At 63.3% G+C, this 23172-nt stretch carries 22 protein-coding genes; 13 read left to right on the plus strand and 9 right to left on the minus strand.

The features are described from left to right. Positions 1-3 precede the first annotated feature (3 nt). The 3 genes from fabI to FAZ95_RS12390 all read left to right on the plus strand — a co-directional run bounded on the left by fabI (position 4) and on the right by FAZ95_RS12390 (position 3707). Positions 4-765 (plus strand): enoyl-ACP reductase FabI, encoded by a 762-nt coding sequence (gene fabI / locus FAZ95_RS12380; protein ID WP_217497443.1) that lies wholly within the window; start codon positions 4-6, stop codon positions 763-765. 171 nt (positions 766-936) lie between these two features. Next, positions 937-2604 carry a hydroxylamine reductase gene (gene hcp / locus FAZ95_RS12385; protein WP_137332727.1) on the plus strand — a complete coding sequence of 556 codons (1668 nt, stop codon included), beginning with the start codon at positions 937-939 and terminating at the stop codon, positions 2602-2604. Positions 2605-2666: 62 nt separating this feature from the next. Further along, complete coding sequence (locus tag FAZ95_RS12390) at positions 2667-3707, plus strand: 2Fe-2S iron-sulfur cluster-binding protein (RefSeq protein WP_137332728.1); 1041 nt, start codon at positions 2667-2669, stop codon at positions 3705-3707. Between the two features lie 79 nt (positions 3708-3786). Here FAZ95_RS12390 and FAZ95_RS12395 read toward each other — a convergent pair whose 3' ends face one another. The 4 genes from FAZ95_RS12395 to FAZ95_RS12410 all read right to left on the minus strand — a co-directional run bounded on the left by FAZ95_RS12395 (position 3787) and on the right by FAZ95_RS12410 (position 11183). Then, complete coding sequence (locus FAZ95_RS12395) at positions 3787-6057, minus strand: sensor histidine kinase (protein WP_254699686.1); 2271 nt, start codon at positions 6055-6057, stop codon at positions 3787-3789. 206 nt (positions 6058-6263) lie between these two features. Continuing rightward, positions 6264-6578, minus strand: a complete 315-nt coding sequence (locus tag FAZ95_RS12400) for a flagellar transcriptional regulator FlhD (protein ID WP_137332730.1) — start codon at positions 6576-6578, stop codon at positions 6264-6266. A 291-nt stretch (positions 6579-6869) separates the two neighbouring features. Next, positions 6870-8270, minus strand: coding sequence for a putative bifunctional diguanylate cyclase/phosphodiesterase (locus tag FAZ95_RS12405; RefSeq protein WP_137332731.1), 1401 nt, complete (start codon positions 8268-8270; stop codon positions 6870-6872). 282 nt (positions 8271-8552) lie between these two features. Next, on the minus strand, positions 8553-11183 hold the full coding sequence (locus FAZ95_RS12410) for an EAL domain-containing protein (RefSeq protein WP_217497396.1): 2631 nt from the start codon (positions 11181-11183) through the stop codon (positions 8553-8555). Positions 11184-11610: 427 nt separating this feature from the next. Here FAZ95_RS12410 and FAZ95_RS12415 point away from each other — a divergent pair, with 427 nt between their 5' ends. Continuing rightward, on the plus strand, positions 11611-11859 hold the full coding sequence (locus tag FAZ95_RS12415) for an AbrB/MazE/SpoVT family DNA-binding domain-containing protein (protein WP_137332733.1): 249 nt from the start codon (positions 11611-11613) through the stop codon (positions 11857-11859). Further along, complete coding sequence (locus FAZ95_RS12420) at positions 11853-12173, plus strand: type II toxin-antitoxin system PemK/MazF family toxin (protein WP_137332734.1); 321 nt, start codon at positions 11853-11855, stop codon at positions 12171-12173. Before FAZ95_RS12415 ends, FAZ95_RS12420 begins: the two co-directional genes overlap by 7 nt. 24 nt (positions 12174-12197) lie before the next feature. Here the strand turns inward: FAZ95_RS12420 and FAZ95_RS12425 are convergent, their stop codons facing one another. Beyond that, positions 12198-12779 carry a phosphatase PAP2 family protein gene (locus tag FAZ95_RS12425; protein ID WP_254699687.1) on the minus strand — a complete coding sequence of 194 codons (582 nt, stop codon included), beginning with the start codon at positions 12777-12779 and terminating at the stop codon, positions 12198-12200. A gap of 304 nt (positions 12780-13083) precedes the next feature. Here FAZ95_RS12425 and FAZ95_RS12430 point away from each other — a divergent pair, with 304 nt between their 5' ends. Together FAZ95_RS12430 and FAZ95_RS12435 are read left to right on the plus strand one after the other, a co-directional pair. Continuing rightward, positions 13084-13905, plus strand: coding sequence for an AraC family transcriptional regulator (locus FAZ95_RS12430; RefSeq protein WP_254699688.1), 822 nt, complete (start codon positions 13084-13086; stop codon positions 13903-13905). Positions 13906-13986: 81 nt separating this feature from the next. Then, positions 13987-14886, plus strand: coding sequence for a DMT family transporter (locus tag FAZ95_RS12435; protein ID WP_137332736.1), 900 nt, complete (start codon positions 13987-13989; stop codon positions 14884-14886). Between the two features lie 44 nt (positions 14887-14930). Here the strand turns inward: FAZ95_RS12435 and FAZ95_RS12440 are convergent, their stop codons facing one another. After that, positions 14931-17039 carry a serine/threonine-protein kinase gene (locus tag FAZ95_RS12440; protein WP_137332737.1) on the minus strand — a complete coding sequence of 703 codons (2109 nt, stop codon included), beginning with the start codon at positions 17037-17039 and terminating at the stop codon, positions 14931-14933. A gap of 490 nt (positions 17040-17529) precedes the next feature. On the opposite strand from FAZ95_RS12440, the gene FAZ95_RS12445 reads away from it, so the two are divergent. The 4 genes from FAZ95_RS12445 to FAZ95_RS12460 all read left to right on the plus strand — a co-directional run bounded on the left by FAZ95_RS12445 (position 17530) and on the right by FAZ95_RS12460 (position 20565). Further along, positions 17530-17805, plus strand: a complete 276-nt coding sequence (locus FAZ95_RS12445; RefSeq protein WP_254699689.1) for a hypothetical protein — start codon at positions 17530-17532, stop codon at positions 17803-17805. An 88-nt stretch (positions 17806-17893) separates the two neighbouring features. Further along, positions 17894-18175, plus strand: a complete 282-nt coding sequence (locus tag FAZ95_RS12450; RefSeq protein ID WP_137332738.1) for a hypothetical protein — start codon at positions 17894-17896, stop codon at positions 18173-18175. Between the two features lie 285 nt (positions 18176-18460). After that, a complete protein-coding gene (locus tag FAZ95_RS12455) occupies positions 18461-18745 on the plus strand; it encodes a DUF3303 domain-containing protein (protein ID WP_137332739.1) in 285 nt (94 codons plus the stop codon). Positions 18746-18936: 191 nt separating this feature from the next. After that, entirely contained in the window at positions 18937-20565 is a 1629-nt protein-coding gene (locus tag FAZ95_RS12460; RefSeq protein ID WP_137332740.1) for an ABC transporter substrate-binding protein, read from the plus strand. A gap of 48 nt (positions 20566-20613) precedes the next feature. Here the strand turns inward: FAZ95_RS12460 and FAZ95_RS12465 are convergent, their stop codons facing one another. Continuing rightward, positions 20614-20844, minus strand: a complete 231-nt coding sequence (locus FAZ95_RS12465; protein ID WP_254699690.1) for a hypothetical protein — start codon at positions 20842-20844, stop codon at positions 20614-20616. Between the two features lie 391 nt (positions 20845-21235). Between FAZ95_RS12465 and FAZ95_RS12470 the strand changes: the two genes are divergently transcribed. After that, complete coding sequence (locus FAZ95_RS12470; RefSeq protein WP_137332741.1) at positions 21236-21469, plus strand: hypothetical protein; 234 nt, start codon at positions 21236-21238, stop codon at positions 21467-21469. A gap of 56 nt (positions 21470-21525) precedes the next feature. On the opposite strand, the gene FAZ95_RS12475 is transcribed toward FAZ95_RS12470, so the two are convergent. Continuing rightward, entirely contained in the window at positions 21526-21789 is a 264-nt protein-coding gene (locus FAZ95_RS12475) for a hypothetical protein (RefSeq protein ID WP_137332742.1), read from the minus strand. A 34-nt stretch (positions 21790-21823) separates the two neighbouring features. Next, positions 21824-22345 carry a lecithin retinol acyltransferase family protein gene (locus tag FAZ95_RS12480; RefSeq protein ID WP_137332743.1) on the minus strand — a complete coding sequence of 174 codons (522 nt, stop codon included), beginning with the start codon at positions 22343-22345 and terminating at the stop codon, positions 21824-21826. Between the two features lie 521 nt (positions 22346-22866). Here FAZ95_RS12480 and FAZ95_RS12485 point away from each other — a divergent pair. Next, positions 22867-23151 carry a hypothetical protein gene (locus tag FAZ95_RS12485; protein ID WP_137332744.1) on the plus strand — a complete coding sequence of 95 codons (285 nt, stop codon included), beginning with the start codon at positions 22867-22869 and terminating at the stop codon, positions 23149-23151. The last annotated feature ends 21 nt before the right edge of the window (positions 23152-23172 follow it).

Consider the following 23172-nt stretch of genomic DNA (forward strand, 5'->3'; position numbering starts at 1 on the left):
GTCATCGATCTCGCAGGCAAACGCGGCCTGGTCATCGGCATCGCCAATCAGGACAGCATCGCCACCGGTTGCGCACGGCACTTTCGCGACGCCGGCGCCGAGCTTGCCGTCACCTACCTGAACGAGCGCGCGGAACCGTTCGTGCGGCCGGTCGCCGAGGCGCTCGAAGCGCCCATCGTGCTGCCTTGCGACGTCACCCGCCCCGGCGAGCTCGAAGCCGTATTCGCGCGCATCGCTGAAGATTGGGGGCGCCTCGACTTCCTTCTCCACTCGATCGCCTTCGCGCCCCGCGAGGATTTGCATGCGAGTCTCGTCGACTGTTCGGCAGACGGGTTTTCACTGGCGATGAACGTGTCGTGCCATTCGTTCATCCGCATGGCGAAGCTCGCGCTGCCGCTAATGAGCGCGGGCGGCAGCCTGATGACGGTGAGCTTTTACGGGGCCGAGCGCGTCGTGTCGAATTACAACGTGATGGGTCCCGTCAAGGCCGCACTCGAATCGAGCGTGCGATATCTGGCCGCCGATCTCGCCGCACGCAACATTCACGTTCACGCGATCTCGACGGGTCCCGTCAAGACACGCGCGGCCTCGGGCATCGAGCATTTCGACGCGTTGCTCGACGACGTGCGCGAACGCACGCCGGCGCATCACCTCGTCACGATCGATGAGATCGGACGTGTCGCCGCACTGCTTGCCAGCGATGCCGGGCGCACGCTCACCGGCTCGACGGTCTATGCCGACGCGGGATTTCACGCCGTCGCATGACTGTTGATCTAAATCACTGCGCATCGTCGCCACACAGGCATCCTATAAACATTCTCTTCGCATGCATCTTAAAGCCGAAGCGGATGCCATCCACAGCGCCCGTGCACCCCACCCGCCTCATTGGCCGGCATTGGCGCGCCACCAACGACCGTTCGAGAAAGGGAACAATTCGTGTTTTGCTACCAATGTGAACAAACCGATCGGACCGGCGTACAGCCGGGCTGCGCCTCCGCAAAAGGCAATTGCGGCAAGGACGCGACAACGGCCGATCTTCAGGATTTGCTTGTCTATGCACTCAAGGGCGTCGCTCAATACAATCGGCTCGCGCGTGACTTGAATACGGCAAGCCGCGAAGCCGAAAGATTCATTCTCTACGGCATGTTCACGACGCTGACCAATGTGAACTTCAACGCCGGCCGTTTCGTTCCCCTGTTGCAGGAAGCCGCCAACATTCGCGACCAAGTCCGCGAGGCTTGTGAACACGCCTCCGGCGGTCAGGGCAAGGTCGCCTGCGTCTTGGACGGACCCGCGGCATGGCAGCCCGCATCCGACCTCAACGGGCTGCTGGCACAAGCGCGTGAGGTCGGCATCAAGGCGGGCATCGAAAACGTGGGCGAGGACATCATTGGCTTGCGCGCGCTGATCATCTACGGCTTGAAAGGCGTTTGCGCCTACGCCCACCATGCGCGGATGCTGGGCAAAGAGCGCGACGACGTCTATGCCGGTATCGAGCAGGCGTTGGATTTTCTCGCGACGGACCCGGTCGATGTCGAAGCCCTGCTCGCACAGGCACTGAATCTCGGCTCCCTCAATCTCCAAGTCATGGAGATGCTCGACGACGCCAATACCGGCAGATTCGGCGCTCAGCAACCCACACCGGTGCGCGTCAGCCCGGTCAAGGGCAAAGCGATTCTGGTTTCGGGCCACGATCTGGGCGACCTGCAGGCGCTGCTCGAACAAACCGCCGGCACGGGCATCCAGATCTATACGCACGGAGAAATGTTGCCGGCGCATGCTTATCCGGTGCTCAAGGCCTATCCGCACCTCGCCGGCAATTACGGCGGCGCATGGCAGGATCAGCAAACTGACTTTGCGAATTTCCCCGGCCCTATCCTGATGACGTCCAATTGCATCATCGAGCCGAGGCCGCAATATCGCCAACGCATCTTCACGACCGGGCCGGTCGGCTGGCCAGGCGTGCGTCACTTGGAAAACCATGATTTCTCGATCCTGATTCAGGCGGCACAGGCGCTGCCTGGATTCAAGGAAGACGCCCCGGAGAAAACGATCACAATCGGATTCGGCCGCCATGCCGTCCTTGGCGTCGCCGACCAAGTCATCGACGCGGTCAAGTCCGGCGCGATCCGCCATTTCTTCCTGATCGGCGGCTGCGACGGCGCGGCGCCGGGCCGCAACTACTACACCGAATTCGCCGAAAAGGCCCCGCAAGATACGGTGGTCATGACGTTGGGCTGCAACAAGTACCGGTTCAATCAGCATGAATTCGGCGACATCGGCGGCATCCCGCGCCTGCTCGATCTCGGACAATGCAACGACGCGTATTCCGCCATCCGGATCGCCACCGCGCTCGCGCAAGCGTTCGAGTGCGGGGTGAACGACTTGCCGCTTTCCCTCGTGATTTCCTGGTTCGAGCAAAAGGCTGCGGCGGTGCTCCTGACTCTGCTCGCCTTGAATATCAAGAACATCCGCCTGGGTCCGACACTGCCGGCATTCCTGACGCCTAACCTGCTCAACGTGCTCGTCGAGAAATTCGGCATTCAGCCCATCGGTGACGCGCAAGCGGATCTCGACGCGGCGCTGTCGAGAAAGGTCGCCTGACCTGCCTACCTTCAACGCAACGCCGGGAGCCTGTACGGTCCCGGCTTTACAGGCTCGAGGCCATGACCTTTCGTATCCAACTCACCACGCGGGACAGTCAGCATTTGAGCTTCGACTGCGCACCCGATCAAGACCTCCTTACCGCCGCCGCTGAGGCCGACATCACACTCCCCTCGCAATGCCGGCAAGGCAGTTGCGGTGCCTGTCATGCAAGCGTGTCCAGCGGCGACTATACGGTGGGCCGGCACAATCCCGACGCGCTGCCGGCCCACTCGCCCAACGGCATTCTGATGTGCCGGACCACCCCGTGCAGCGACCTCGGCATCGACCTGCCCTACGATCACGCAAAGATCCTTTTTCATCCCGTGCCTCGCCGCGTTGCCGAGATCGTCGCACTCGAACCCCTCGCCGAGAACACCGTCAGACTCGAACTCCGACTGGAAGCCGACGCCGACAACGGTAACGCTGCGGAATTCGAACCGGGCCAATTCATGGAATTGGAAGTGCCCGGCAGCGAGGCGCGCAGAGCCTATTCGTTGGCCAATACAAGCAATTGGGAAGGCAAGCTCGAATTCTTGATTCGTCTCCAGCCGAACGGCGTTTTTTCGACTTTCCTGCGCGAGCGCGCTACGCCGGGCGGCCGGCTCATGGTGCGCGGCGCGATGGGCGGATTCGGCATCCAGGAAGGCAGTTTGCGTCCTCGCTGGTTCGTGGCCGGCGGCACGGGCGTCTCGCCGATGCTGTCGATGCTGCGCCGGATGGCCGAATATCAGGAGTTGCAGGAGGCGCGCCTTTTTTTCGGCGTCAATCGGGAAAGCGAGCTTTTCGCACTGGATGACATCGAGCAAATCAAACGCGAGCTGCCGCAACTGGAGGTCGAGCTGTGCGTTTGGCGGCCGGAAGCGACATGGAACGGGTTCACCGGCACGCCGGCCGATGCTTTGCGTCATGCGTTGGCTGAGGCGCCTGTTCAACCCGATCTCTATGTCTGCGGGCCTCCGATGCTGATTCGAGCCTGCGAAGACGCGGCAACAGAAGCTGGCCTGCCCTCCGAGCAGTTCGTTTCCGAACGGTTTCTTCCTCCGGGCCAAACCGAAACCTGACACGACCGTGGCGAATCGATGTCCATGCTTGGCTTGAACGACACGGCATAAACGCCAAGCGAGATGGCCGCGCCCGCCCTCAAAGCGGCACGGCCACCGGCACCCGCACGTTGATCGCCGTGCCCCGATTCGGCGAACTGACGACCGCGATCTCCCCGCCGAGCATCAGCACCCGCTCCTTCATGCCGGCGAGCCCGAACGACTTTCGATGGGTCGCGTCAGGATCGAAGCCGCGGCCGTCGTCGCGCACTTCGAGGAAGCAGTCGCCGCCTCTGCGTTCGAGCGTGATGCAAACCTCGGTCGCGTCGGCGTGCCTCGCGACGTTGGTCAGCGCCTCTTGCACGATGCGAAAGAGCGCCGTGGCGCGCTCCTCCGAAAGCACGACGCCTGTCTGCGGCGCGCACAAGCGGCACGGCATGCGCGCATTGCGCGAAAACTCCGCGGCGAGCCATTCGAGCGCCGCCCCGATGCCCGCGTCGAGCACGGCGGGACGCAGCGACGCGACCACGTCGCGCACGACCTGCATGGTTTCGTCAGTCAGCGCGAGCATCGTCTGCATATGTTCGGCCAGCGCCGGATTGTCGTGGCCGAACTGCATGCGCACGGCCGACGCTCCCAAGCGCAGCGCGGTCAAATGCTGGCCCAGTTCGTCATGCAGCTCCCGCGCGATGCGCTTTCTCTCCTCCTCACGCGCCGTTTCGCGACGCGACGCCAATTCCCGCAGCAACTCATACGACTCGCGCAGGCGCTGCTCGCCCTCCTTGCGCTCGGTGATATCGCGCCACACGGTCAGCACGCTCTGAATCCCGCCGTCGGCGCCGTACTCGGGAACCGCGTGCACGGACCAGCACTGCGGCTGCCCATCGCGCGCCCAAACGACCTCGAGCTTCGCCGCGACCCCGGTATCGAAAATGTCCCTCACCTGTGCCCGAAAGCCCTCCACCACCACGGCCGGCGCGCCCGGCACCTGGTGACCGGCCTGCTCGCCGAGCAAGTCGCCGGCGCGCATTCCGGTTACGCGCTCGAACTCCGGATTCACGTAGGTGCGCCGGCAGTCGCGGTCGTAGCGAATGATCGGGTCCGGCGCGTTCTCGGCGAGCGTGCGGAACGCGCGCTCGCTGTCGCGCGCCTCCTGCTCGATCGCACGCAAGCGCGTGATGTCGCGCGCGACGCCCAGCACGCTCACGACCTTGCCCTCGGCATCTTGTTCCGGAATATGGCGGATCTCGAAGATGCGCAAGCCGTGCACCGTTTGCCAGCGCGCTTCGTCCTCGTTCCATCGCCCTTCGGCGAACGCGCGCCGGATGCCCGCTTCGAGACGCTCGTTTTGCCCTTGCACGGTCGCCGGCGCGACCTCGCTTGGCCGCTTGCCGACGAACGCCTCCTGCGGCACGCCGAACGCACGAGCGACAGCGGGATTGGCGTAGATGTGCCGGCACTCGCTGTCAAAGCGCGCGATGACGTCCGGGAAGTTCTCCGCGAGCGTGCGAAACAGTTGCTCGCTGCGCTTCAACTCGTCAATGTCGCGGCTGATCGCGAGTATGCCGGCGACGCTGCCGTCCGGCGCGAACTCGGGAACGATCCGCATGTGTCCCCAGCGGATCTGGCCCGACGCATCGCGCAAGCGCACTTCGTCGGTGACTTCTCGACCGGTTTCGGCCACCTGGCGCAGCCACGCGAGGTATTGCTCCGCATCGACGAACGACGACAGCTCCAAAGGCGTGGTGCCGAGCACTTCGCTCGACGGCAACTGCATCAGCGCGAGCAGCGCTGGATTGACGTAGACGCGGCGGAACCCGAGGTCGTAGCGGGCGATGTAGTCGGGGGCATGCTCGACGACCGCGCGAAACGCCTGTTCGCTCGCGTGCAGGCGGTCCTGCGCATCGCGGCGCTCCGTGACGTCGGAGACGAGCGCGAGATCGTATCGCTTGTCGCGGTATTCGAAGTAGTTGGCGCGGATTTCAACGGGAAACGTGCTGCCGTCCTTGCGGCGATGCGTGCTCTCGATGACATGCGGGCCCGGGCCGCGCAGCTCGCGCCAGGATTCGTCCCATCGTTGCTTGTCCCAGCCAGGGTCGATATCCATGACGGTCATCTGCAGCAGCTCGTCGAGGCTGTAGCCGAGCGCGCGGCACGCTTCCTCGTTCACGTAGACGAAGCGCGCGTCCTCGGCGATCAGGTAGACGGCCTCGCGTACCTGGCTGAGCGCGAAGCTCATCAGGCTCAGGTTTTCCGTGCGCTGCGCGACGAGCCGCTGGAGCTGCTCGCGGTCTTCCCGCAGCGCAGCATTCTGGCGCTCCAGCTCGTCCTGGATAGCGTGCGCTATCGATGTCTTCGGGACTTCGTTCATCGGCTGCTCACTCGCGCGCCCGCTCCGCCACCCGCGGCGAACGGCGCGAACCATGCTTCATGAAGCATACGCGCTTAGGACCTCTTCACGCTAAAAACAGGCCCTAAATGCCGCTGCGAGTGAACGCAAAACGGAGAAGGTTACGCCCGCCAATAAAAAGCCGTGTGACACGGGGGAAAACTCGCGGCGGGAAGCTCGATGAAAGGTCAGGATGCGACGGGCAGCGGTACGTTCGCCGCCACTTCCGCTGGCCCGCTGATATCGCGAGCGTTGCGGCCATCATGCGCGAGCATCGCGAGGATCGCGCAACTGCGCTGCCCGAAAGCGCAAAGGATCTGCGACGAAGCCGAGAGCCGCGTGAGCTGGGCCAGCGTCAGCGCGCCGATCACGTCCGCTGCCTCCGGCGATAGCCCGAAGCACGCGATTCCCGCTGCCCTGTCCGCTTGCAGCAGCCGCTGCGCCACCGACAAGTACAAGAAATTGATCTCGCGAATCGAATCAAGCGTATCGCCGAAGTTCATTTAGCGCTCCTTGCCGCCGGGGCGAATTCGAACGAGAAAGCGAGGGGAAAGACGAAAATCGGGAATCGCTGCAAGCGTGCCCGCTTGACGATTGCATCTTAGCCGCGCAATGGGCGCCGCAAAGTCAGGAACGCCGGAAAATGCCCCGGCGCTTGACTGAACCTCGTATCAGGAAACCCTGACATCGCATTCGGATAGCGGGGCGCCGCGACACATACGCTCTCGTCGACGCGCGACAACGCGAAGCCCCGGAGCGACCCGGATGGCCGCAGATGGTTGCGCACGCAACCATCAATGCAGCGCCATCTCCAAGCGCTGATCGAAGCTCGCAGCCGGCATCGGCCGGCCGAACCAGTAGCCTTGCGCCTTGCCGCAACCGAGAGCCGCGAGCGCATCGGCCTGCGCCTTCGTCTCGATCCCTTCCGCGACGACGTCGAGCGACAGCGCCCCCGCCACCGAAATGATCGCCTTGACGAGCGCGAGCATCTTCGCATCGGCTTCGAGATCGCGCACGAATGATCGGTCGATCTTCAGGATGTCGATCGGAAACTTGCCGAGGTAGCTCATCGCCGAATAGCCCGTGCCGAAATCGTCGATCGCGATCGCCACGCCCAAGCGGCTCAAGTCCTCGAGCGTGCGGCGGACCTGGAAGTTGTCTTCGAGCAGCAGGCTTTCGGTAATTTCGACCGTGAGCCACTGCGGCGCGCAGCCGGTCGACGTCAGCGCCACGCGCACCGTCTGCGCGAATTCGTTCATGACGAACTGACGTGCCGACACGTTCACCGACACGCGCAACGCCGCTGTCGAGCGCGCGTTCCAGCGCACCGCATACTCGCATGCCGCTACGAGCACCCACTCGCCGATCTCGACGATGGTGCCGTTCGCCTCGGCCACGCCGATGAACTGATCGGGCGCGAGCCGGCCGCGCGTCGGATGATCCCAGCGCAGCAGCGCCTCCGCGCCGAGCAAGCGCCCATCCGGCAAACCGACAACCGGTTGGAACAAGAGCGCCAGTTCCCCCTGCTCGCGCGCCGCGCGCAGCGCATGGCCCAGTTCCATGCGTTCGGCTGCCGCGCGCGCCGCTTGTACGTCATGAAAGCAGAAGCGATTGCCGCCGCGCTTTTTTGCCGACAGCATCGCCGCGTCGGCAAAGCGCAGCAATTCGGACGCTTCGCGCGCGTCCTTGGGGTAGCGCGCCACGCCGATGCTCGCGGTGACGAAGACCTCTCGCCTGTCGATGACGATCGGCCCCGAGAGCGCGACGAGAAAGCGGCTCGCAACGAACGCCAGGTCGAAGTCCTCGTCCGCGAACGAAACGACGATCGCAAATTCGTCGGCCGCCAGGCGCGCGACCGTGTCGCCCGGCGACATGCCGCGCACGAGGCGCTTCGCCACGACGGCGAGCAGGCGGTCGCCGCACGCGTGGCCAAGCACGTCGTTGACGTCGCGAAAGCCGTCGAGACCGAGCTGGATCAGCCCGACCTGGCGCTCGTCTCGCGCGGCGCTCGCCAAGGCTGCCTCGAGCCGCTCGCGCAGCAGCGTGCGATTAGGCAAGCCGGTCAGCGGATCGAACCGCAGCAGCTCGCTCACTTTCTCGCGGTAGCGGGCCGCGCGTTTCACGTCGCGGCCGATCGCAACGCAGGCACAAAGCGCGAGCGCAACTGCGGGCGTCAAGCTCACGATTTCGGTCATACGCGAAGCGCGTCCTTTATGGTGACTTTGTGGTGGCGGACATCAAACCGGGGCGGGTCAGATGCGCCCGAGAAAAGGCGCGATCGACGTCCCTATGCCTTGTATACGGCACGGCTTCGGCGCTTCAAGAGGGCCCCGAGGGGCCATCGAATCCTGAAAATTTCGTAGGGGATTCCTGATTCGGAAGCGCGCCGCGTGTCGGCGTGCGCCCGTTGGCGCACCGGGGCATTCGCAACCGCAAGCCCGCCAAGCGCTGACGCCCGAACAGCCGCGCACAGCCGATCAGCCTGCCTGATCGAGATCCGTCTGGGCCGCCCAATCGAAGTCGCCAAGGCCGCGGTTGCGGCATGCGGCCTCTCGAGCACGGCTCTGCATCCACGCCGTCAACGCGGCAGCGGGCATCGGTCGCGCAAAGAAATAGCCTTGCGCGACCTGACAGCCTTGCGCTTGGAGAATGCGCCTCTGCTCGTCGTTTTCCACGCCTTCGGCCACGATCGTCAAGCGCAGGCTCGTGCCGATTCCCGTCACCGCACTGGCCAGCGCCCGCGCGCCCTCGTCCGATTCGAGCTCGCGCACGAAGCTCTTGTCGAGCTTCAGTTCGTCGACGGGCAAGCGGTGCAGATAGCTCAAGCTCGAATAGCCGGTGCCGAAGTCGTCGATCGACAGACCGACGCCAAGCTCGTGCACACGCTTGAGCGTCGCGAGCCCGCCCGAGGCGTTGTCGAGTACGACGTTCTCGGTCACCTCGAGCACCAGATCGCGGGGCAACAGCCCGCAAGCCGCGAGCGTCTTGGCGATGAGCGCGGGAAGGCGGCGGTCGCAAAAGGTCGTCGGCGACACGTTGACCGACACGTGCGGGATGACGATGTTTGCAGCGCGCCACTCCGACAATTGGCGGCACGCCTTCTGCAAGATCCCGTGGTCGAGCTCGGTGATGAAGCCGCATTCCTCGGCGAGCGGCACGAAACGGTCGGGCGGCACGACGCCGAACTCCGGGTGATGCCAGCGCGCCAGCGCCTCGACGCCGTAGATGCCGCCGTCGCTCAAGCGCACTTGCGGCTGATAGTGCAGTTGCAATTGATCGGCTTGCAGCGCGGCACGCAGCGCCATCTCGAACTTCAAGCGGTCCTGCGCGACGCGGTTCAGCTCGGGCGTGAAAACCGAAAACCGATGACGCCCCGCCGACTTCGCCTGATACATCGCCATGTCGGCGTGCAGCAGCAGCGTGTTCATGTCATGGCCGTGCTGCGGGAAGATCGCGATGCCGACGCTCGCGGTCGGCCGCAGCGTCGTGCTGCCGACCGTCACCGGCTCCTGCAGCTCGGCCATGATCCGCTCGCACAGCGCGGTCGCCTCTCCCGCATCGCAGGGCGAGAGCACGACGACGAACTCGTCGCCCGACAGGCGCCCGACAAAATCCAGCGCGCGCAGGCAGCCTTTCAGCCGTTGCGCGACTTCGCAGAGCAAGACATCCCCCGCCGTGTGTCCGAGCGAATCGTTGACGTGCTTGAAGCGGTCGAGATCGAGAAACAGCACCGCGAGCGTGTTGTTCGTGCGCGCCGCGTTCGCGAGAAGCGACTCCGTATGCGCGATCAGGAAGCCGCGGTTCGGCAATCCCGTCAAGCTGTCGTAGAACGCGAGGCGCCGGATGTTCTCCTTGCTCGCTTCGCGCTCGAGCGCCAGCGCGCAAAGATTCAAGCTGACGTCGATGAGCCGGCGATGCAGCGTGCCGGGCTCGCGCGTCTCGCGGTAATAGAAGGCGAGCTTGCCGAGCACGCGGCCGTCGCTCGAACGGATCGCGTGCGACCAGGCCTGCGCGAGACCGCAGGCTCGTGCCGGCTCCTTGAATTTCGCCCAGCACGAATCCTCGGGTGCGTCCGCGAACACCATGAGCTTGCCGCCGGAATGGCCGACACCGCACGCTTGCATATCGGGGCCGGCGTCGAGCCCGTCGACGGCCTTCGTGTACTCGGGCGGCAAGCCCGGCGCCGCAAGCGTCCAGAGCCGCCCGTCTTGGTCGACGCTGCAGATCGACGCGATGATCTCCGGCGCGATGCGCTCGACTTCGAGGCAGATCAGCAGCATGACGTTGAGGATCGGCGCCTCACGCGCCATCGCATTCAGCGCTTTCTGCTGCAGGACCTCGTGCATCTTGGTGTTCGTGATGTCGGTCCACACGCCCACCATGTTCCTGCACGTGCCGTACTCGTCGTTCACGATGTTGACGACGGCCTGGATCCACAACGGCTTGCCGCTGCGGTCGTAAATCAGGATCTCGACGCGAAAGCTCTCGCGCGCGGCGAGCCGTTCGCCGATGTACTCGAGCGTTTTCTCGTCGGTGTAGCGCCCGCTCACGACACGGCTCGGAACCTTGCCGTACATGTCGTCGAGCTGATAGCCGAGCATGCGCGTGAAGCCGTCGTTGATGTAGATGGTGCGGCCGTCGGGGCCCACGACGATGATCGCGCTGTCAGTCTCGTTGACCGCAAGCGAGAGGAGCCGACGCTCTTCGCGCCGCTTGACCTCGTTGGTCACGTCGCGGATGAACGCGGTGTAGAGAACGCCCGCCGCCGTAAAGACCTTCGAGATCGACATCGATCCCCACCGCACCGTGCCGTCGATGCGCTCGATCACGACTTCGCGGCTCGTTCCGACGATGCGGTTCGTGCCCGTATCGCGGTTCGCGCCGACGTATTGGTCGTGCTGCGCACGGATGCCGCGCGGCACGAGCATGCTGACGTTGCGTCCGAGCACGTCCGCGCGCGGATAGCCCCATAGCGCTTCGGCGGAAGCGTTGAATAGCGTGACGCAATTGTTCGCGTCGATCACGACGACGGCATCGGCGGCCTGCTCCAAGGTCTGGATCAGGGTCTCGCGCGCCTGGCTTTCGGTGAGCGGGTGATTCGACGGCAAGGTGGATTCGTCTGCCGAATTCTGTGCAGAGAGGCAAGCAGCAACGGCGGCTGAGGGCTGGGTCATGGCGCAAGCATGCGTTCAAAACAGGTCGATGCGTGCGCCGGCAGCGAGCGTGGGAACTCGGCGTGTGCGAAACCGCTGCATCGTGCGTGCGATCGATCATCCCACGCGGTCGGCGTCGGTTGGACAACACGGGTTTAGCGAATGGAAACAAGCACTCGTCACCGGCGCAGACGTACTAACGACTGCGTCAGGAAAATCTGAAGGGTGGCGGCAGTGTTAAGTAATGTCAGATGAATGCGGTGAATTGTCTGCGGAAAGAGAGAGCTCACGAGATTCGGCCGATGACACACGGCAATCAATGTAATAACATTGTGCCTACTCTCGCCACACAGTGGCATAACATTGTACCTACGGTGAAAACATGAAAACGACGATTCGCAGAATGGGAAACTCGCAAGGCGTGCTGATTCCGAAGCCCTTCCTCGCGCAATTGGGATTGGAGGACGAAGTGGAAATGGAAGTCGAAAACGATGCGATCGTATTGCGGCGCCCTCGCCACAAAGCCCGTGAGGGATGGGCGGAAGCGAGCAAGGCGATCGCGGAGAGCGGCGACGACACGTTGGTGATGGGCGAATTCGGAAACGCCGACGATGCGGAGCTCTCATGGTAGTGCGCGGCGAAGTCTGGCTGGTTTCGCTCGACCCGACGTTGGGAAGCGAGATTCAAAAGACGCGGCCCTGCGTCGTGGTGTCTCCACCTGAAATGCACGATCATTTGCGCACGGTCATCGTCGCCCCCATGACCTCGAAGGGCCGTCCCGCGCCGTTTCGAATTCCGGTTACGTTCAAGCGGAAACGAGGTTTGATCCTGCTGGATCAGCTTCGCGCAGTCGACAAACTGCGGCTGATGAAGAAAGAAGGCGCCGTCAGCGATAAAACGTTGCTGGACACGCTGCGGACCCTGCAGGAAGTGTTCGCGGAATAAGCAAGACCGCGAGTGCGCGTCGTTCTAGAAGCGCTTCGAAATCCCCACCGTGAACCCATGCGGCAGGATCTGCACGAAGAGCGGCGTTTGGTACAGCGTGGTCACATACCCGACCGCCGTGCCCAATGCCCAGCCGCCGAGCACGTCGGTCTGCCAGTGCGCCTGGCTTTTCATGCGCGCCACCGAATCGTAGGCAGGCAGAAGTTCGAGCCCCCATATCCAAGGATCGCGCCCCGCGTAGTTGACGATGAACGGCGTGACGAAGCTCGCCTGCAGCGTGACTTCGCCGCTCGGGAAGCTGTGGCCGCCGCTGAACCATTGATTCGGACCTTGCTGGGCGCTCGGACGCTGGCGCCCGAACGCGGCCTGCATTGCGTGCGCGGCAAGCGCGGAAATCGCCGACGAATCGAGCGTCTGCCAGAAGGTGTGACCGAGTTCGTCGTCGTTGCCGAGCCAGAACGCCCCGCCCAACTCGGTCGCAATCACGCTGTACTCCAACGCAAGCTGGACGTTGCGATTCCAGATGCCGCTCTCGTCCTTGCCGATTTCGTGATCGATGCCGAGCGGGCCGCCGCCGGCGTGCGCAACCGCCACGCACGATCCCAAGACGACTCCGGCGCCGCACCGCTTGAGCCGGCGACACAGTCGAGACGTCTTCCGATCCATAGAGACCTCGCCGGACAAGCATTCGGTGGCGATGTCATGCGTCTGCCGCGCGGCAGCCCGCACCTGGCAAACGATCGGGCAATCCACTCCCTCCCCGACCGTCGAGGCGAGTCTACGCCGCGATCCTGAAGAAAAACTGATGCAGCCGGGCGCCGCTTGCGGCGGCGCACGGCGAGCGCAACCTCGGCGCCAGCGGGCTACACTAGGCGGCATTCCGGGCCTGCCCCCGGAGAGGAAAACGTCGATGATCCACTCCATCCAGTATCAGAAGACTTGCCTCGCCGGACTCGACGCGATGCGCGCCGAAAGCGCGCAGAGCTACCCGCGCCACACGCACGATCAATACGGCATCGGCGTCATGGACCGCGGCGTGCACGCGTCGGCGAGCGACGGCAAAGAAGTGAAAGCCGGTCCGGGCAACCTGATCTTCGTGAATCCCGGCGAAGTGCACGACGGACGCGCGAGCGGCGGCACGTCGCGCATGTGGCGCATGCTCTATTTCGATCCGGCGCTGATGCTCGACGCGCAAAGCGACGTGCTCGAAGGCGTGGAGCGCCCGTTCGACTTCCCCGCAGCCGTTGCGATCGATCCTGTTTTGCAGGGCCTGTTCAACGCGCTCTTTGTGCACGCGACCCGTGACAGCGAGGGTGACGGCACGCCGCTCGACGCGATGGCTTGCGAAGCGGTGCTCCTGCAACTCGCCGCTCACCTGCGCCAACGCCTCGTCCCGTCGCAGCGCATCGCGCCTTCTGGTCAATCGATCCGCCGCGCGAAGGAGCGCATCGATACCGATCCGGCCGCTGCTCTCACGCTCGCCGCACTCGCCGACGATGCGGGTGTGAGCCGCTATCAGCTCCATCGCAACTTCATCCGCGAACTGGGCTTCGCGCCGCATGCGTACATCCTGCAGCAGCGCATCGCCCTCGCCCGCCGGCTGATCCGCAGCGGGACGCCGCTGGCCGACGCGGCTCTCGCCGCGGGCTTCTACGACCAGAGTCACCTCAATCGCTGGTTCTTGCGCGTCTTCGGCGTGTCGCCCGGCACGTATGCGCTATCGATGGGTTAAGCGCTCGCACCGCTCGCACATCCGTCCAAGATCGCCGTCACGCCCCTTGGCAGACTGGGCTCCCTTTCATGGAGCCCGGACATGTCACACAGGTATCGCGCCTATCTTTGCCTCGCGCTGGCGATGACCACCGTCGGCAGCACGGTGGTGGCCAGCAAAGTCATCGGCACCGGCTTTTCGCCCTTTGCGGCGACCGCATTGCGCTTCGCCATCGCCTTGCCGGTGTTTGCCGCGTTGATGGTGGCGACGCGCACCGCCTGGCCGAAGCCCGATCGGCACGACCGCCTCTTGCTGCTCGCGCAGGCTGCGGCGGGCAGCGTCGGCTACACGGTGTTTCTGATCGCGGGCACGAAGCTCACCTCCGCCGCCGACGCCGGCATCATGGTCGGCACCCTGCCCGCCGTCGCCGCCATTGCGGCGGCTGTGTTGCTGCGCGAGCCGCTGGCGCCGAAGATGCTGCTGTCGATCGGCCTCGCGACCGCAGGCGTGCTCGTCGTCGCCACCGATCGCGGCGGCCCTGCCGGCGCCCATTCGCTCGCGGGAGACGGTCTGATTCTCATGGCCGTGTTCTGCGAAAGCGTGTTCATCCTGCTCAACAAGCGCCTGCGCGTGCCGCTCTCGCCGCTCGCGCTGTCGACGACGATGGCCGCTCTCGGGCTCGCGACGTCGCTGCCGTTCGCGCTGTGGGATGTCGTGCACGGCCGCGTCGCGCTCGACGCAGCCGCGTTCCTCGGCGTCGCGTACTACGCGCTGGTGCCGACCGTGCTCGGCTTCTGGCTCTGGTATGCAGGCTCCGCGCGCGTATCCGGCGCCGAGGCGTCGCTCTTCACCGCGGTCGCGCCGGTAGCAGCGGTCGTCCTCTCGTCAGCATGGCTCGGCGAGCGCGTGGGCATGCCGGTCGTCGCCGGATTGATGCTCGTGATCGCCGCAGTGGCGCTGACTGCGTTGCCCGAGCTAAGACGGCGCGTGAGCGGACCGTGATGAGCGAATCCCGGCAACGCTGCGCAACAATAGACAAGCGCCGCTCAGTGCTTCCCGGCGTGCGTCGTGATCTGAACGAAATCGACCACGACATGCGCCACGCCGTATTTCGCGCTGAGTTGCTTCAAGCGCTGATCGACCGCCGACAGATAGTCGGCACGCGGCTCGACATCGGGGCGCAGCGTATCGAAGAGCGGCACGGGCGTGACGAGCAGCACGATCATCTCGGTGCCGAACGGCTTGCCGATGACCCAATCGCCCGCGCTGCCGACCGTCGCCGAATAGTTCGGCGGCGCCTGATTGTCCTTTTCGCGGCTGCTCGGCACGAGATGCGCGACGCTGCCGTCGAGCACGTAATAGTCGACGTAGACGTAGGAATCGAAGCTCGGGGTCGTGAGATCGACGACGAGCGCATCGCCTTCGTTCAATTGCCCGTTCGGCGCGCGCGTCCGGATGGTCGCCGCGCTCGCGGACGCGGCGGGCGCGGCGTCTGCCACAGGATGATTGGCGCTCCAGTACGGCGAGAACGCCTTGACGATGCCGCAGTTGTTCGCACCGACAGGCCGCAAGTCGAGATTCAGCGTGGCGAGGCCCGGCACGCCGTTCAACGCATCGCGCACTTGCGCTCGCCCGACGCGCGCCTCGACGAAGCCGTGCACGTTCAGCGTATGGCCGTCGACCGACGCGTTCAGCGCGGAACACGGCAGGCCGTCGAGCACAGGCGTCACAGCGGCGAGCGAGAGCGTTTGAGATTCGGTATTGCCAGGTGCCTGCGCGATCGCGCCCGACGACTGCTGCTGCTGCGGCTGGCCGCTCGTCCCTGCGAATTGCCGATACCCGAACCAAAGCGCCGCGAGCACCACCACCGCCCCGCCGCCGATCGCGAGAGGCTTGCGCGGAATCCGCTGCGGACTCCGCTTCGGCATCGAGGGCGCCGCAGACGCTACCGGCGCCGCATGCTTTTCCGTCCCCATGCCTTCGAGAAAACGCGCGACGCTCGGCGTGCGCGACGCGCGATCGAACGACAGCGCCTCGCTAAGCGTCTTCCATTGCCGCCGGTCGAGGTTCTTGGGACGCTCGGGCTGCCGCTTCTCGCTCCTCGCCTGCGTCGCGGACAGGCGATCGAACGGGTGATGCCCTGTCAGCAGCTCATACGTCACGCACGCGAGCGCATACACGTCGTCGCGCGGATCGGGCTCGCGGTGCTCAAACATCTCGGGGCTCGCGTAAGCGGGCGTGATGCCGCCGAGGCTGGCCGGATCGAAGATCGTGACGTCGGTGTCTTCGTCCGGACGCTGAAACACGCGCGCGATGCCGAAGTCGATCACCTTCACTTCGCCGCCGTCGGTGATGAACACGTTCGCCGGCTTGAAGTCGCAATGCACGAAGCCGCGTTCGTGCGCGTAGGCGAGCGCGCGGCCCATGCCGTTGATGATCGGCGACGCCTTCTCGTAGGGCATGCCGGTGAAATCGGGCGCGCGCAGCGTCTTCGAGAGCGGCTTGCCGGACAGGTACTCCATCGTCAGATAGACCATCGGCCCGTCGCGGTCGAAGTCGTACACGGTGACGATGTTGCGATGCGCGAGCGTCTGCGCCTTGCGCGCTTCGCGCTGCAACGCGATCAGCGAAGTGGGCTGACCGCGGAACTGAACGTTCAGCACCTTGATCGCGATGTAGGGCATGCGGTCCGATGCTTCGAGCTTGCGCAGATCGAGCGCCTTGTAGACGGTGCCCATGCCGCCCACGCCCAGGCACTCTTCGAGCACGAAGCGCCCGTTCAGCGTGTCGCCGATGCCCTTCACCGAGTCGGGATCGGCATTGGGCAAGCTGCTTGGAAAGGTGTGCGCTCCGGCGGACGGCGCACCCGGGCGCGAGTTCAGCGGCGCAGCGGGCGCGACGACCCGCGTTTCATCGCTTGCGCGATCGGCAAGCGCCGCATCGCTTCCGGTCGAGAACTGCTCGATATGGCGCACGACTTCCGCGTAGACCTCGCCGGGCAGCGGTTTTTTCGTCTGCGTCTCGTCGAGCACTTCGCGCAGCCGCACACCGTTCGCGTGGTCGGCCGCAAGCGCGCGATCGATTTCGTCGAAGAACGCGTCGTGCGACAGAGCCCCGCTCTGGAAGGTTTGGATTAGCTGCGCAAGGCTTGTCATTCGAACGCCTTCCACTCAGCCTCAGTTGCGCTTCCGTTGCGCATCCCATGCGCCGATGCGCGACGTACTGGAAACGCGGTTCAGGACGAAAGTAGCCACACTCTCTTAGACGAAACCGGCCGCGTTTCTTTAAGGATCGGTCTACTTTCCGATCGATACTAGTCTGCGCCAACGCCTTGCGCAATCGGTGCCCGAACTACCCGCGCCGTGCCAAGGCAAACCACGCCGCGTGAATGGCGCATGTCGCAAGACGGCCAACACGCCGCCTCGATTGTGTTGGATCGCCAGCGTCATCCGCGGGTTCGAAAACCGGCGTTCAGGGTCGGCCTCGCTCCCCGGGAAGTCACGAAACCCCCTTGTTTCAAGGCTCCGCAACGTTTCTTGGCCGTTTCGCTCACGACTGGCACACCCTATGCAGTATAGGAGCCGAGCCCGCAATACTTGCAGCTCAATCACTCGAAGCCCTACTGACTGCCTTTGGAGAACTGCCATGAAGACCTTGATGATCGAAGACCTCGCCGTCGCTAAAGAACTCGACGCCCGTGAAATGTCCGCCGTGCGCGGCGGCTACCTGCCCGGCCTGTATCCGTTTCCGTCGTACTACCCGTCCGTGCATGTCGACACGACGAACTTCAGCGCCGCGCAATCGATCGGCCAAAGCAACCTCATCGAGAACAACGTCGGCAACGACGCCGCGTTCGTGTCGAACATCAAAGGCACGGTCAACCCGTCGCAGACCGCCAAAAACACGATCGATTTCCACTAATCGCGCGTGGTCGTGCACCTTGAAGGCCGCGAGGCCCTCGAGGTGCACCATGCTCCCGCAACCGATTCGACCTACTCGGAGAAACGTCATGTCATCCCTCGTGATTCACGAACTCGCGCCCGGCCCGGACCTCGACCGCAAGGCCATGGCCTCGATTCGCGGCGGCGTCGCCAACCTGGGCCCCGGTAGCCCCGGCGGCCTGGGCAGCCCGAATATCAACGTCAATGTCGGCGTGTCGCAGAACATCAACCAAGTCCAGAACATCGAAGTCGCGGCGCTGAACAACATCGGCGTGCTCGGCGCCGATCTCGGTCCGATCCGGTTCAACGTCAGTCCCTCGCAAACCGCAAGTACCGGCTTCGGATTCTGAGCGCCGTTCGAACTCAGACCGAACTCAGGCGATCGGGGCCTCGCGGCCTCTATCGCCTGTTTTTGCGCTGGTTTTGTGCTTTTTTGCGTTTAGGGCCAACTTTCTCGTCAAGTGCTTGGTTATGGCCACCAAATACTGCATTTAGATCGGTACCCCATGGGCACTCGCCTATCATGAGTTAGCACGCTCTGTGACTGTGAATGGGTTCTCGCAGATGACGCGAGCCGGTTCTGACAGAGTGGTCGCGCCACCAGCCCTGTAGTCAACTCCAAAGGAGGGTTTCCCATGAAGTTCATCGTTCAATGGAAGGGTCAACCCGGCGTGCAGCAGTCCGCGATCAACCGATTCCTGGAAACAGGTGGCCGTCCGCCTGAAAACGTCACGCTCGTGGGGCGATGGCATGTGGTCGGTGAGTTGGCCGGCGTTGCGATTGTCGAAGCGACCGACACGAGCGGACTCGCGGCGATGATGCTTCAATGGGGTGACTTGTTGTCGTTCACTTCCGCTCCTGCGCTGACCGACGAGGAACTAGGCGCTGCCTTGACCGCCCTCAAGGCGGCCTCGAATTGATTCTGCAGGCCGCGAAGCCGGCTAAATCAGCGCTGGAATGCTTCAGGCACCGTGACATGTAGACGTGTGCATGACGCGTTCGGCGCTCGCTATCCCCGGACACCGCCGCGACTTGGGCTATTCACTCAGTTAGTGTTTCTGAACACAGCAGTCGCGCACCGCTTGAATTCAATATGTGAGGGAGAGCGCCCATGTCACCCGGCCGCAGAGTGCGTCTTTGTTCATTGGGATCGCTGTTGCTCGGTATAGTCGGAACAATATCGAGCGTGGCATTCGCTGCCGCGGAACTGCCTGACACAACCATCGTGTTTTGCTCGGAAGGCAGCCCAGCGGGCTTTGACTCCGCGCAATACACGACCAGCGTCGAATTCTCAGCCGCGTCGTACACCGTCTACAACCGGCTTGTCGAATTCGAGCATGGCGGTACGAAAATCGAGCCGGGTCTTGCCGAGTCGTGGGAAATCTCGCCGGATGGCCTGACGTATACGTTCCACCTGCGCCATGGCGTCAAGTTTCATACGACGTCATTCTTCAAGCCCACACGCGAATTCAATGCTGACGACGTCATGCTGACGTTTCAGCGGATGTTCGACCCGGACAACGCGTTTCGCAAGGCATACCCTGTCCAGTTCCCGTATTTCGCCGACATGGGGCTCGACAAGAGCATCGAGAAAATCGAAAAACTCGATCCCTATACCGTACGCTTTACCTTGAAGACGGTGAACGCGCCTTTCCTCTCGGAGCTGGCGATGCCCTTCGCGTCGATCATCTCGGCGGAATACGCAGATCAGTTGATGAAGACCGGCAAAGCGTCCGACATCAACCTTTTTCCCGTTGGCACCGGTCCGTTTATTTTTCGCAGCTATACGAAGGACGCGACCATTCGATTCGATGGCAACCCTGACTACTGGAAACCAGGTGTTGTTCAGGTCGGCAAGCTCATCTTTTCAATCACCACGGATGCCGCCGTGCGTGAGCAGAAGTTGAAGCAGAACGAATGTCAGGTCATGAGCTATCCGCGTCCGCAAGACATCGCGTCTCTTCAGAGCGATCCGCAGCTCCAGCTACCGCACCAGGTCGGCTTCAATCTGGGCTACCTCGCGTACAACACGACGCACAAGCCGCTCGATCAGGCAGAGGTCCGGCAGGCGCTCGACATGGCGATCAACAAGAAAGCGATTATCGCTTCGGTGTATCAAGGCGCCGGGCAGTTGGCCACGAATCCGATGCCGCCGACTCAATGGTCATACGACAAGGAACTCAAGGATGCGCCCTACGACCCTGGCAAGGCGAAGGACTTGCTCGCAAAAGCCGGGTACCCGAACGGCTTCGACATCACGTTGTGGGCGATGCCTGTGCAACGCCCGTACAACCCAAACGCCCGGCTGATGGCGGAAATGATCCAGGCAGATTGGGAAAAGATCGGTGTGCACGCCAGGATCGTGACCTATGAATGGGGCGAATACATCAAGCGCGGGCATGCTGGCGAACACGACACCATGTTGATCGGCTGGACAGGAGATAACGGCGATCCGGACAATTGGCTGGGCGTGCTGCTGGGTTGTTCAGCAGTGAATGGCAGCAACCTGGCGAAGTGGTGCTATCAGCCGTTCGAGGACTTGATTCAAAAAGGCCGTACAACAACGGACACAGCAAGCCGCACCAAATACTATACGCAGGCGCAGAAGCTCTTTAAGGAGCAGGTGCCATTTACACCCATCGCGCATTCGACCGTTTACCAGCCGTTGCGCAAGAATGTAACGGGCTTCAAGATCGATCCGTTTGGTCCGACACAGTTCTGGGGCGTTGGAATGCAATGACCCGCGCATCATGCAAAAGGGTGAACGCCTATTCACCCTTTTGCCAATTCATTGACCATTGTTGTTCGGTTCTTTCGATACCGATTGACCTGACTGCGAGATTCCATTACCGCTATTACCGTAAGCCGAATCAGATTGCGCCTGCAATGGTTTCGTCTGCGGCGAATCCGCTTGCTTCATCATCTGCTCAGTGAGCGCTCGGTCCTCCGCATCACCCTGCTCGGCATGTGCTACCGGCACCAGTGCAACCATGGCAATCATCAACGCAAGCGCCTTCATGGTGGTTCTCCAATATGTAATTTGGTATTACTAACTTCTTTCTTCTTGGCGTAAGAGTAAGTCCACTATAGTTTGTTGCGTCGGCAACTCAAGACAATCGTTTCGTCGTTTCTTACCCACTGCCTCGATCCGTCACGCGAGACAGTTGTTGGTCCGTATATGACCGTATTTTTCGCTTGCGAATGCAAATAGGCGAACGCTCGCTGCTCGCACGTTGTGAATGTACAAGTGGTAATGACGTGTGCGGCGCCGTTTCGCTCGATAGCTTGGCGTTGCCGCGCGTGGCGAGCGCCTATACTAAATTGAAGCTTCAGCCAACCTTAAGGCGCGCGGCAGCATGCTCGAACGCGATGCCGCTTCCCGATTCCCCTTCCGATTCGCGGAGTCCACCATGGGCACTCTTCTAATCAACGATCTCCCCGAAAGCGTCGATTTGGACAGACAGGCGATGGCCGCCATCACCGGCGGCTCGATGGTGCAGGCGCATCAGACGATGCTGGCGCCGCAGTTGTTCACCGGGCTGCGGATCGCCGCGGGCTTAGGCGAGTTCGCAGGGGAGTTCGCCGGCCGCTCGCCGATTGCGGAAGCGCTCGTGCAACGCACGCGCACTACGCTGCTGCGATAGCGAAAGACGCGGAAAGCGCCGCGACTGTGCCGCATTCCACCGCTTGAACGAAGCGCTTACGAAGCAAGCCGCAACATCGCCGGCCGCTCGGCTGCGGGTGGAAACACGCACCACGACCCGTCGTCGTGTCGAAAGAAGAAGATCGACAGCGTGCCGCTCGAATGCGAGGTCTCGATGCAGACGTAGCGCCGCCGATGCATGGGCATGCGGCTGAAACGGATCACGCGAGCGGGCGCGGCAGGCGTCGGTGCGAGCCACTTGTCGACGAGGCGGCGCAAGGTGGATTGGGTGGTACGGCCGGCTTCGGCTAGGGTGTCCATTTGCGTCTCCTTAAGGCGCTCGGTTGGTGTGCAATCAAGCGGCTTGCAGGACGCAAGCGGCACATTGAACGTATTGGCGGCGCGCGGCGCGGCGAGCAGCGATCAGCGCGTGGCACATTCCGGTCACGGCGCGGGCAGCCGTTGCGGGATGCAGGACGCAGGCGCGGACTTGTTCGCTGCGGCCCTTGCCGCACACGCACCACGTGCAGAAGTGTTCGCAGTTGTTCGTCAGCAGCCGGTAGTCGTTTTCGCCGAGACGGGAGCGCGCGCGTTCGACTGCTTCGACGCCCGAGTAACGCGTTTGACGGTCGTGCACGATGACGATTTGATGGCCTGCCGCGAAACGTTCGAGCGTGACTTCCTCGACCGGACCGCGATGCAGCGACGTGCAAAGACCGGAGTAGTGAATGACCTTGCCGTTGCCTACGTAGATGCCGTGATGGCTGTAGCCGGCGCGCTGCGTGACGAGATGGGCGCCGAGTGCGAGTTCAGCTGGCGCGGCGTGGCGAACCGCTTGGGCGGTGTCGGCATCGGCGAGTTGAAGATCGAGGCTCATGGCGGTGTCCATCTGCGTTTCGGTTGGCAACCCGTACGGCTCGTGGGTTTGCTGGTTGCCAACTACTCTGCATCAGGCATGCCAAAAGGCTTCGGCCTTGGTTTGACAAGGGTTTGCTATGGGATGGGTGAAACACGCGCCGCTTTCTGTTGTTGGCGGCCCAACGATTATCAAAGCGTTGTGTTGGGCCGAACGCGCCATTTGGCGTGCGTGGCGGGCGGCGGCCAAGACCTTCACCGAGTGAGGCGCCGCATCAGGTGCGGTGTTGGATTGCCGCGCACAGCGAATCGCTGCCGTGTTGGCCGGGAAACAACCATCGCGCCGCACGGCAAGCGGCCGATCACTCGCGGCCAACCACGCGGTACGCCGCCGCGCCTTGTGCGGCGCGGCCCGCGGCGAACGGCCAAGCGGCGGCGTTCAATCGCCACGACCCGCGCGTCGCATGGTACGGCACTTGCAAGGTATGGCGGGCACGCGGCTTGGCCGCATCTCGATCGCCACTCGCCATCCGGAGACTCATCATGGCCGCCATCACGATCAACGACCTTCACACGAAGCGCGAACTGGACCGCAAGGCCATGTCGCTGATATGCGGCGCGGGCGCGCCGTGGGTCTTCGGCTGGATTCAACCGTTTACGCCGCCGGTGGCGAGCGTCGGCCCGGTCGTCAACTTCTATCAGACCAACATCTTCGCGAACCAGCTCGTCAATCAGGTCGAGAATATCAACGTCAACAACGCCGCGCCCAATTCGAACGTCGCTGTGAGCGCCGGCGAAAACGGGAAAAACAACAGCCTCCTCACATGAACCGACGCACGAACCGAGTCA

This window comes from Trinickia violacea, assembly GCF_005280735.1.
GTDB classification, from domain to species: Bacteria; Pseudomonadota; Gammaproteobacteria; order Burkholderiales; family Burkholderiaceae; genus Trinickia_A; species Trinickia_A violacea.

Bases quoted from the DNA above. Each gene is read 5' to 3' on its own strand.
- FAZ95_RS12400 (WP_137332730.1), bottom strand. From the start codon at position 6,578: ATGAACTTCGGCGATACGCTTGATTCGATTCGCGAGATCAATTTCTTG.
- FAZ95_RS12390 (WP_137332728.1), top strand. From the start codon at position 2,667: ATGACCTTTCGTATCCAACTCACCACGCGGGACAGTCAGCATTTGAGC.
- FAZ95_RS12465 (WP_254699690.1), bottom strand. From the start codon at position 20,844: ATGAAGGCGCTTGCGTTGATGATTGCCATGGTTGCACTGGTGCCGGTA.
- FAZ95_RS12485 (WP_137332744.1), top strand. From the start codon at position 22,867: ATGGCCGCCATCACGATCAACGACCTTCACACGAAGCGCGAACTGGAC.
- FAZ95_RS12480 (WP_137332743.1), bottom strand. From the start codon at position 22,345: ATGAGCCTCGATCTTCAACTCGCCGATGCCGACACCGCCCAAGCGGTT.
- FAZ95_RS12395 (WP_254699686.1), bottom strand. From the start codon at position 6,057: ATGAACGAAGTCCCGAAGACATCGATAGCGCACGCTATCCAGGACGAG.
- FAZ95_RS12430 (WP_254699688.1), top strand. From the start codon at position 13,084: ATGATCCACTCCATCCAGTATCAGAAGACTTGCCTCGCCGGACTCGAC.
- FAZ95_RS12455 (WP_137332739.1), top strand. From the start codon at position 18,461: ATGAAGTTCATCGTTCAATGGAAGGGTCAACCCGGCGTGCAGCAGTCC.
- FAZ95_RS12475 (WP_137332742.1), bottom strand. From the start codon at position 21,789: ATGGACACCCTAGCCGAAGCCGGCCGTACCACCCAATCCACCTTGCGC.
- FAZ95_RS12440 (WP_137332737.1), bottom strand. From the start codon at position 17,039: ATGACAAGCCTTGCGCAGCTAATCCAAACCTTCCAGAGCGGGGCTCTG.
- FAZ95_RS12405 (WP_137332731.1), bottom strand. From the start codon at position 8,270: ATGACCGAAATCGTGAGCTTGACGCCCGCAGTTGCGCTCGCGCTTTGT.
- FAZ95_RS12445 (WP_254699689.1), top strand. From the start codon at position 17,530: ATGAAGACCTTGATGATCGAAGACCTCGCCGTCGCTAAAGAACTCGAC.
- FAZ95_RS12415 (WP_137332733.1), top strand. From the start codon at position 11,611: ATGAAAACGACGATTCGCAGAATGGGAAACTCGCAAGGCGTGCTGATT.
- FAZ95_RS12460 (WP_137332740.1), top strand. From the start codon at position 18,937: ATGTCACCCGGCCGCAGAGTGCGTCTTTGTTCATTGGGATCGCTGTTG.
- FAZ95_RS12435 (WP_137332736.1), top strand. From the start codon at position 13,987: ATGTCACACAGGTATCGCGCCTATCTTTGCCTCGCGCTGGCGATGACC.
- FAZ95_RS12470 (WP_137332741.1), top strand. From the start codon at position 21,236: ATGGGCACTCTTCTAATCAACGATCTCCCCGAAAGCGTCGATTTGGAC.
- FAZ95_RS12420 (WP_137332734.1), top strand. From the start codon at position 11,853: ATGGTAGTGCGCGGCGAAGTCTGGCTGGTTTCGCTCGACCCGACGTTG.
- FAZ95_RS12450 (WP_137332738.1), top strand. From the start codon at position 17,894: ATGTCATCCCTCGTGATTCACGAACTCGCGCCCGGCCCGGACCTCGAC.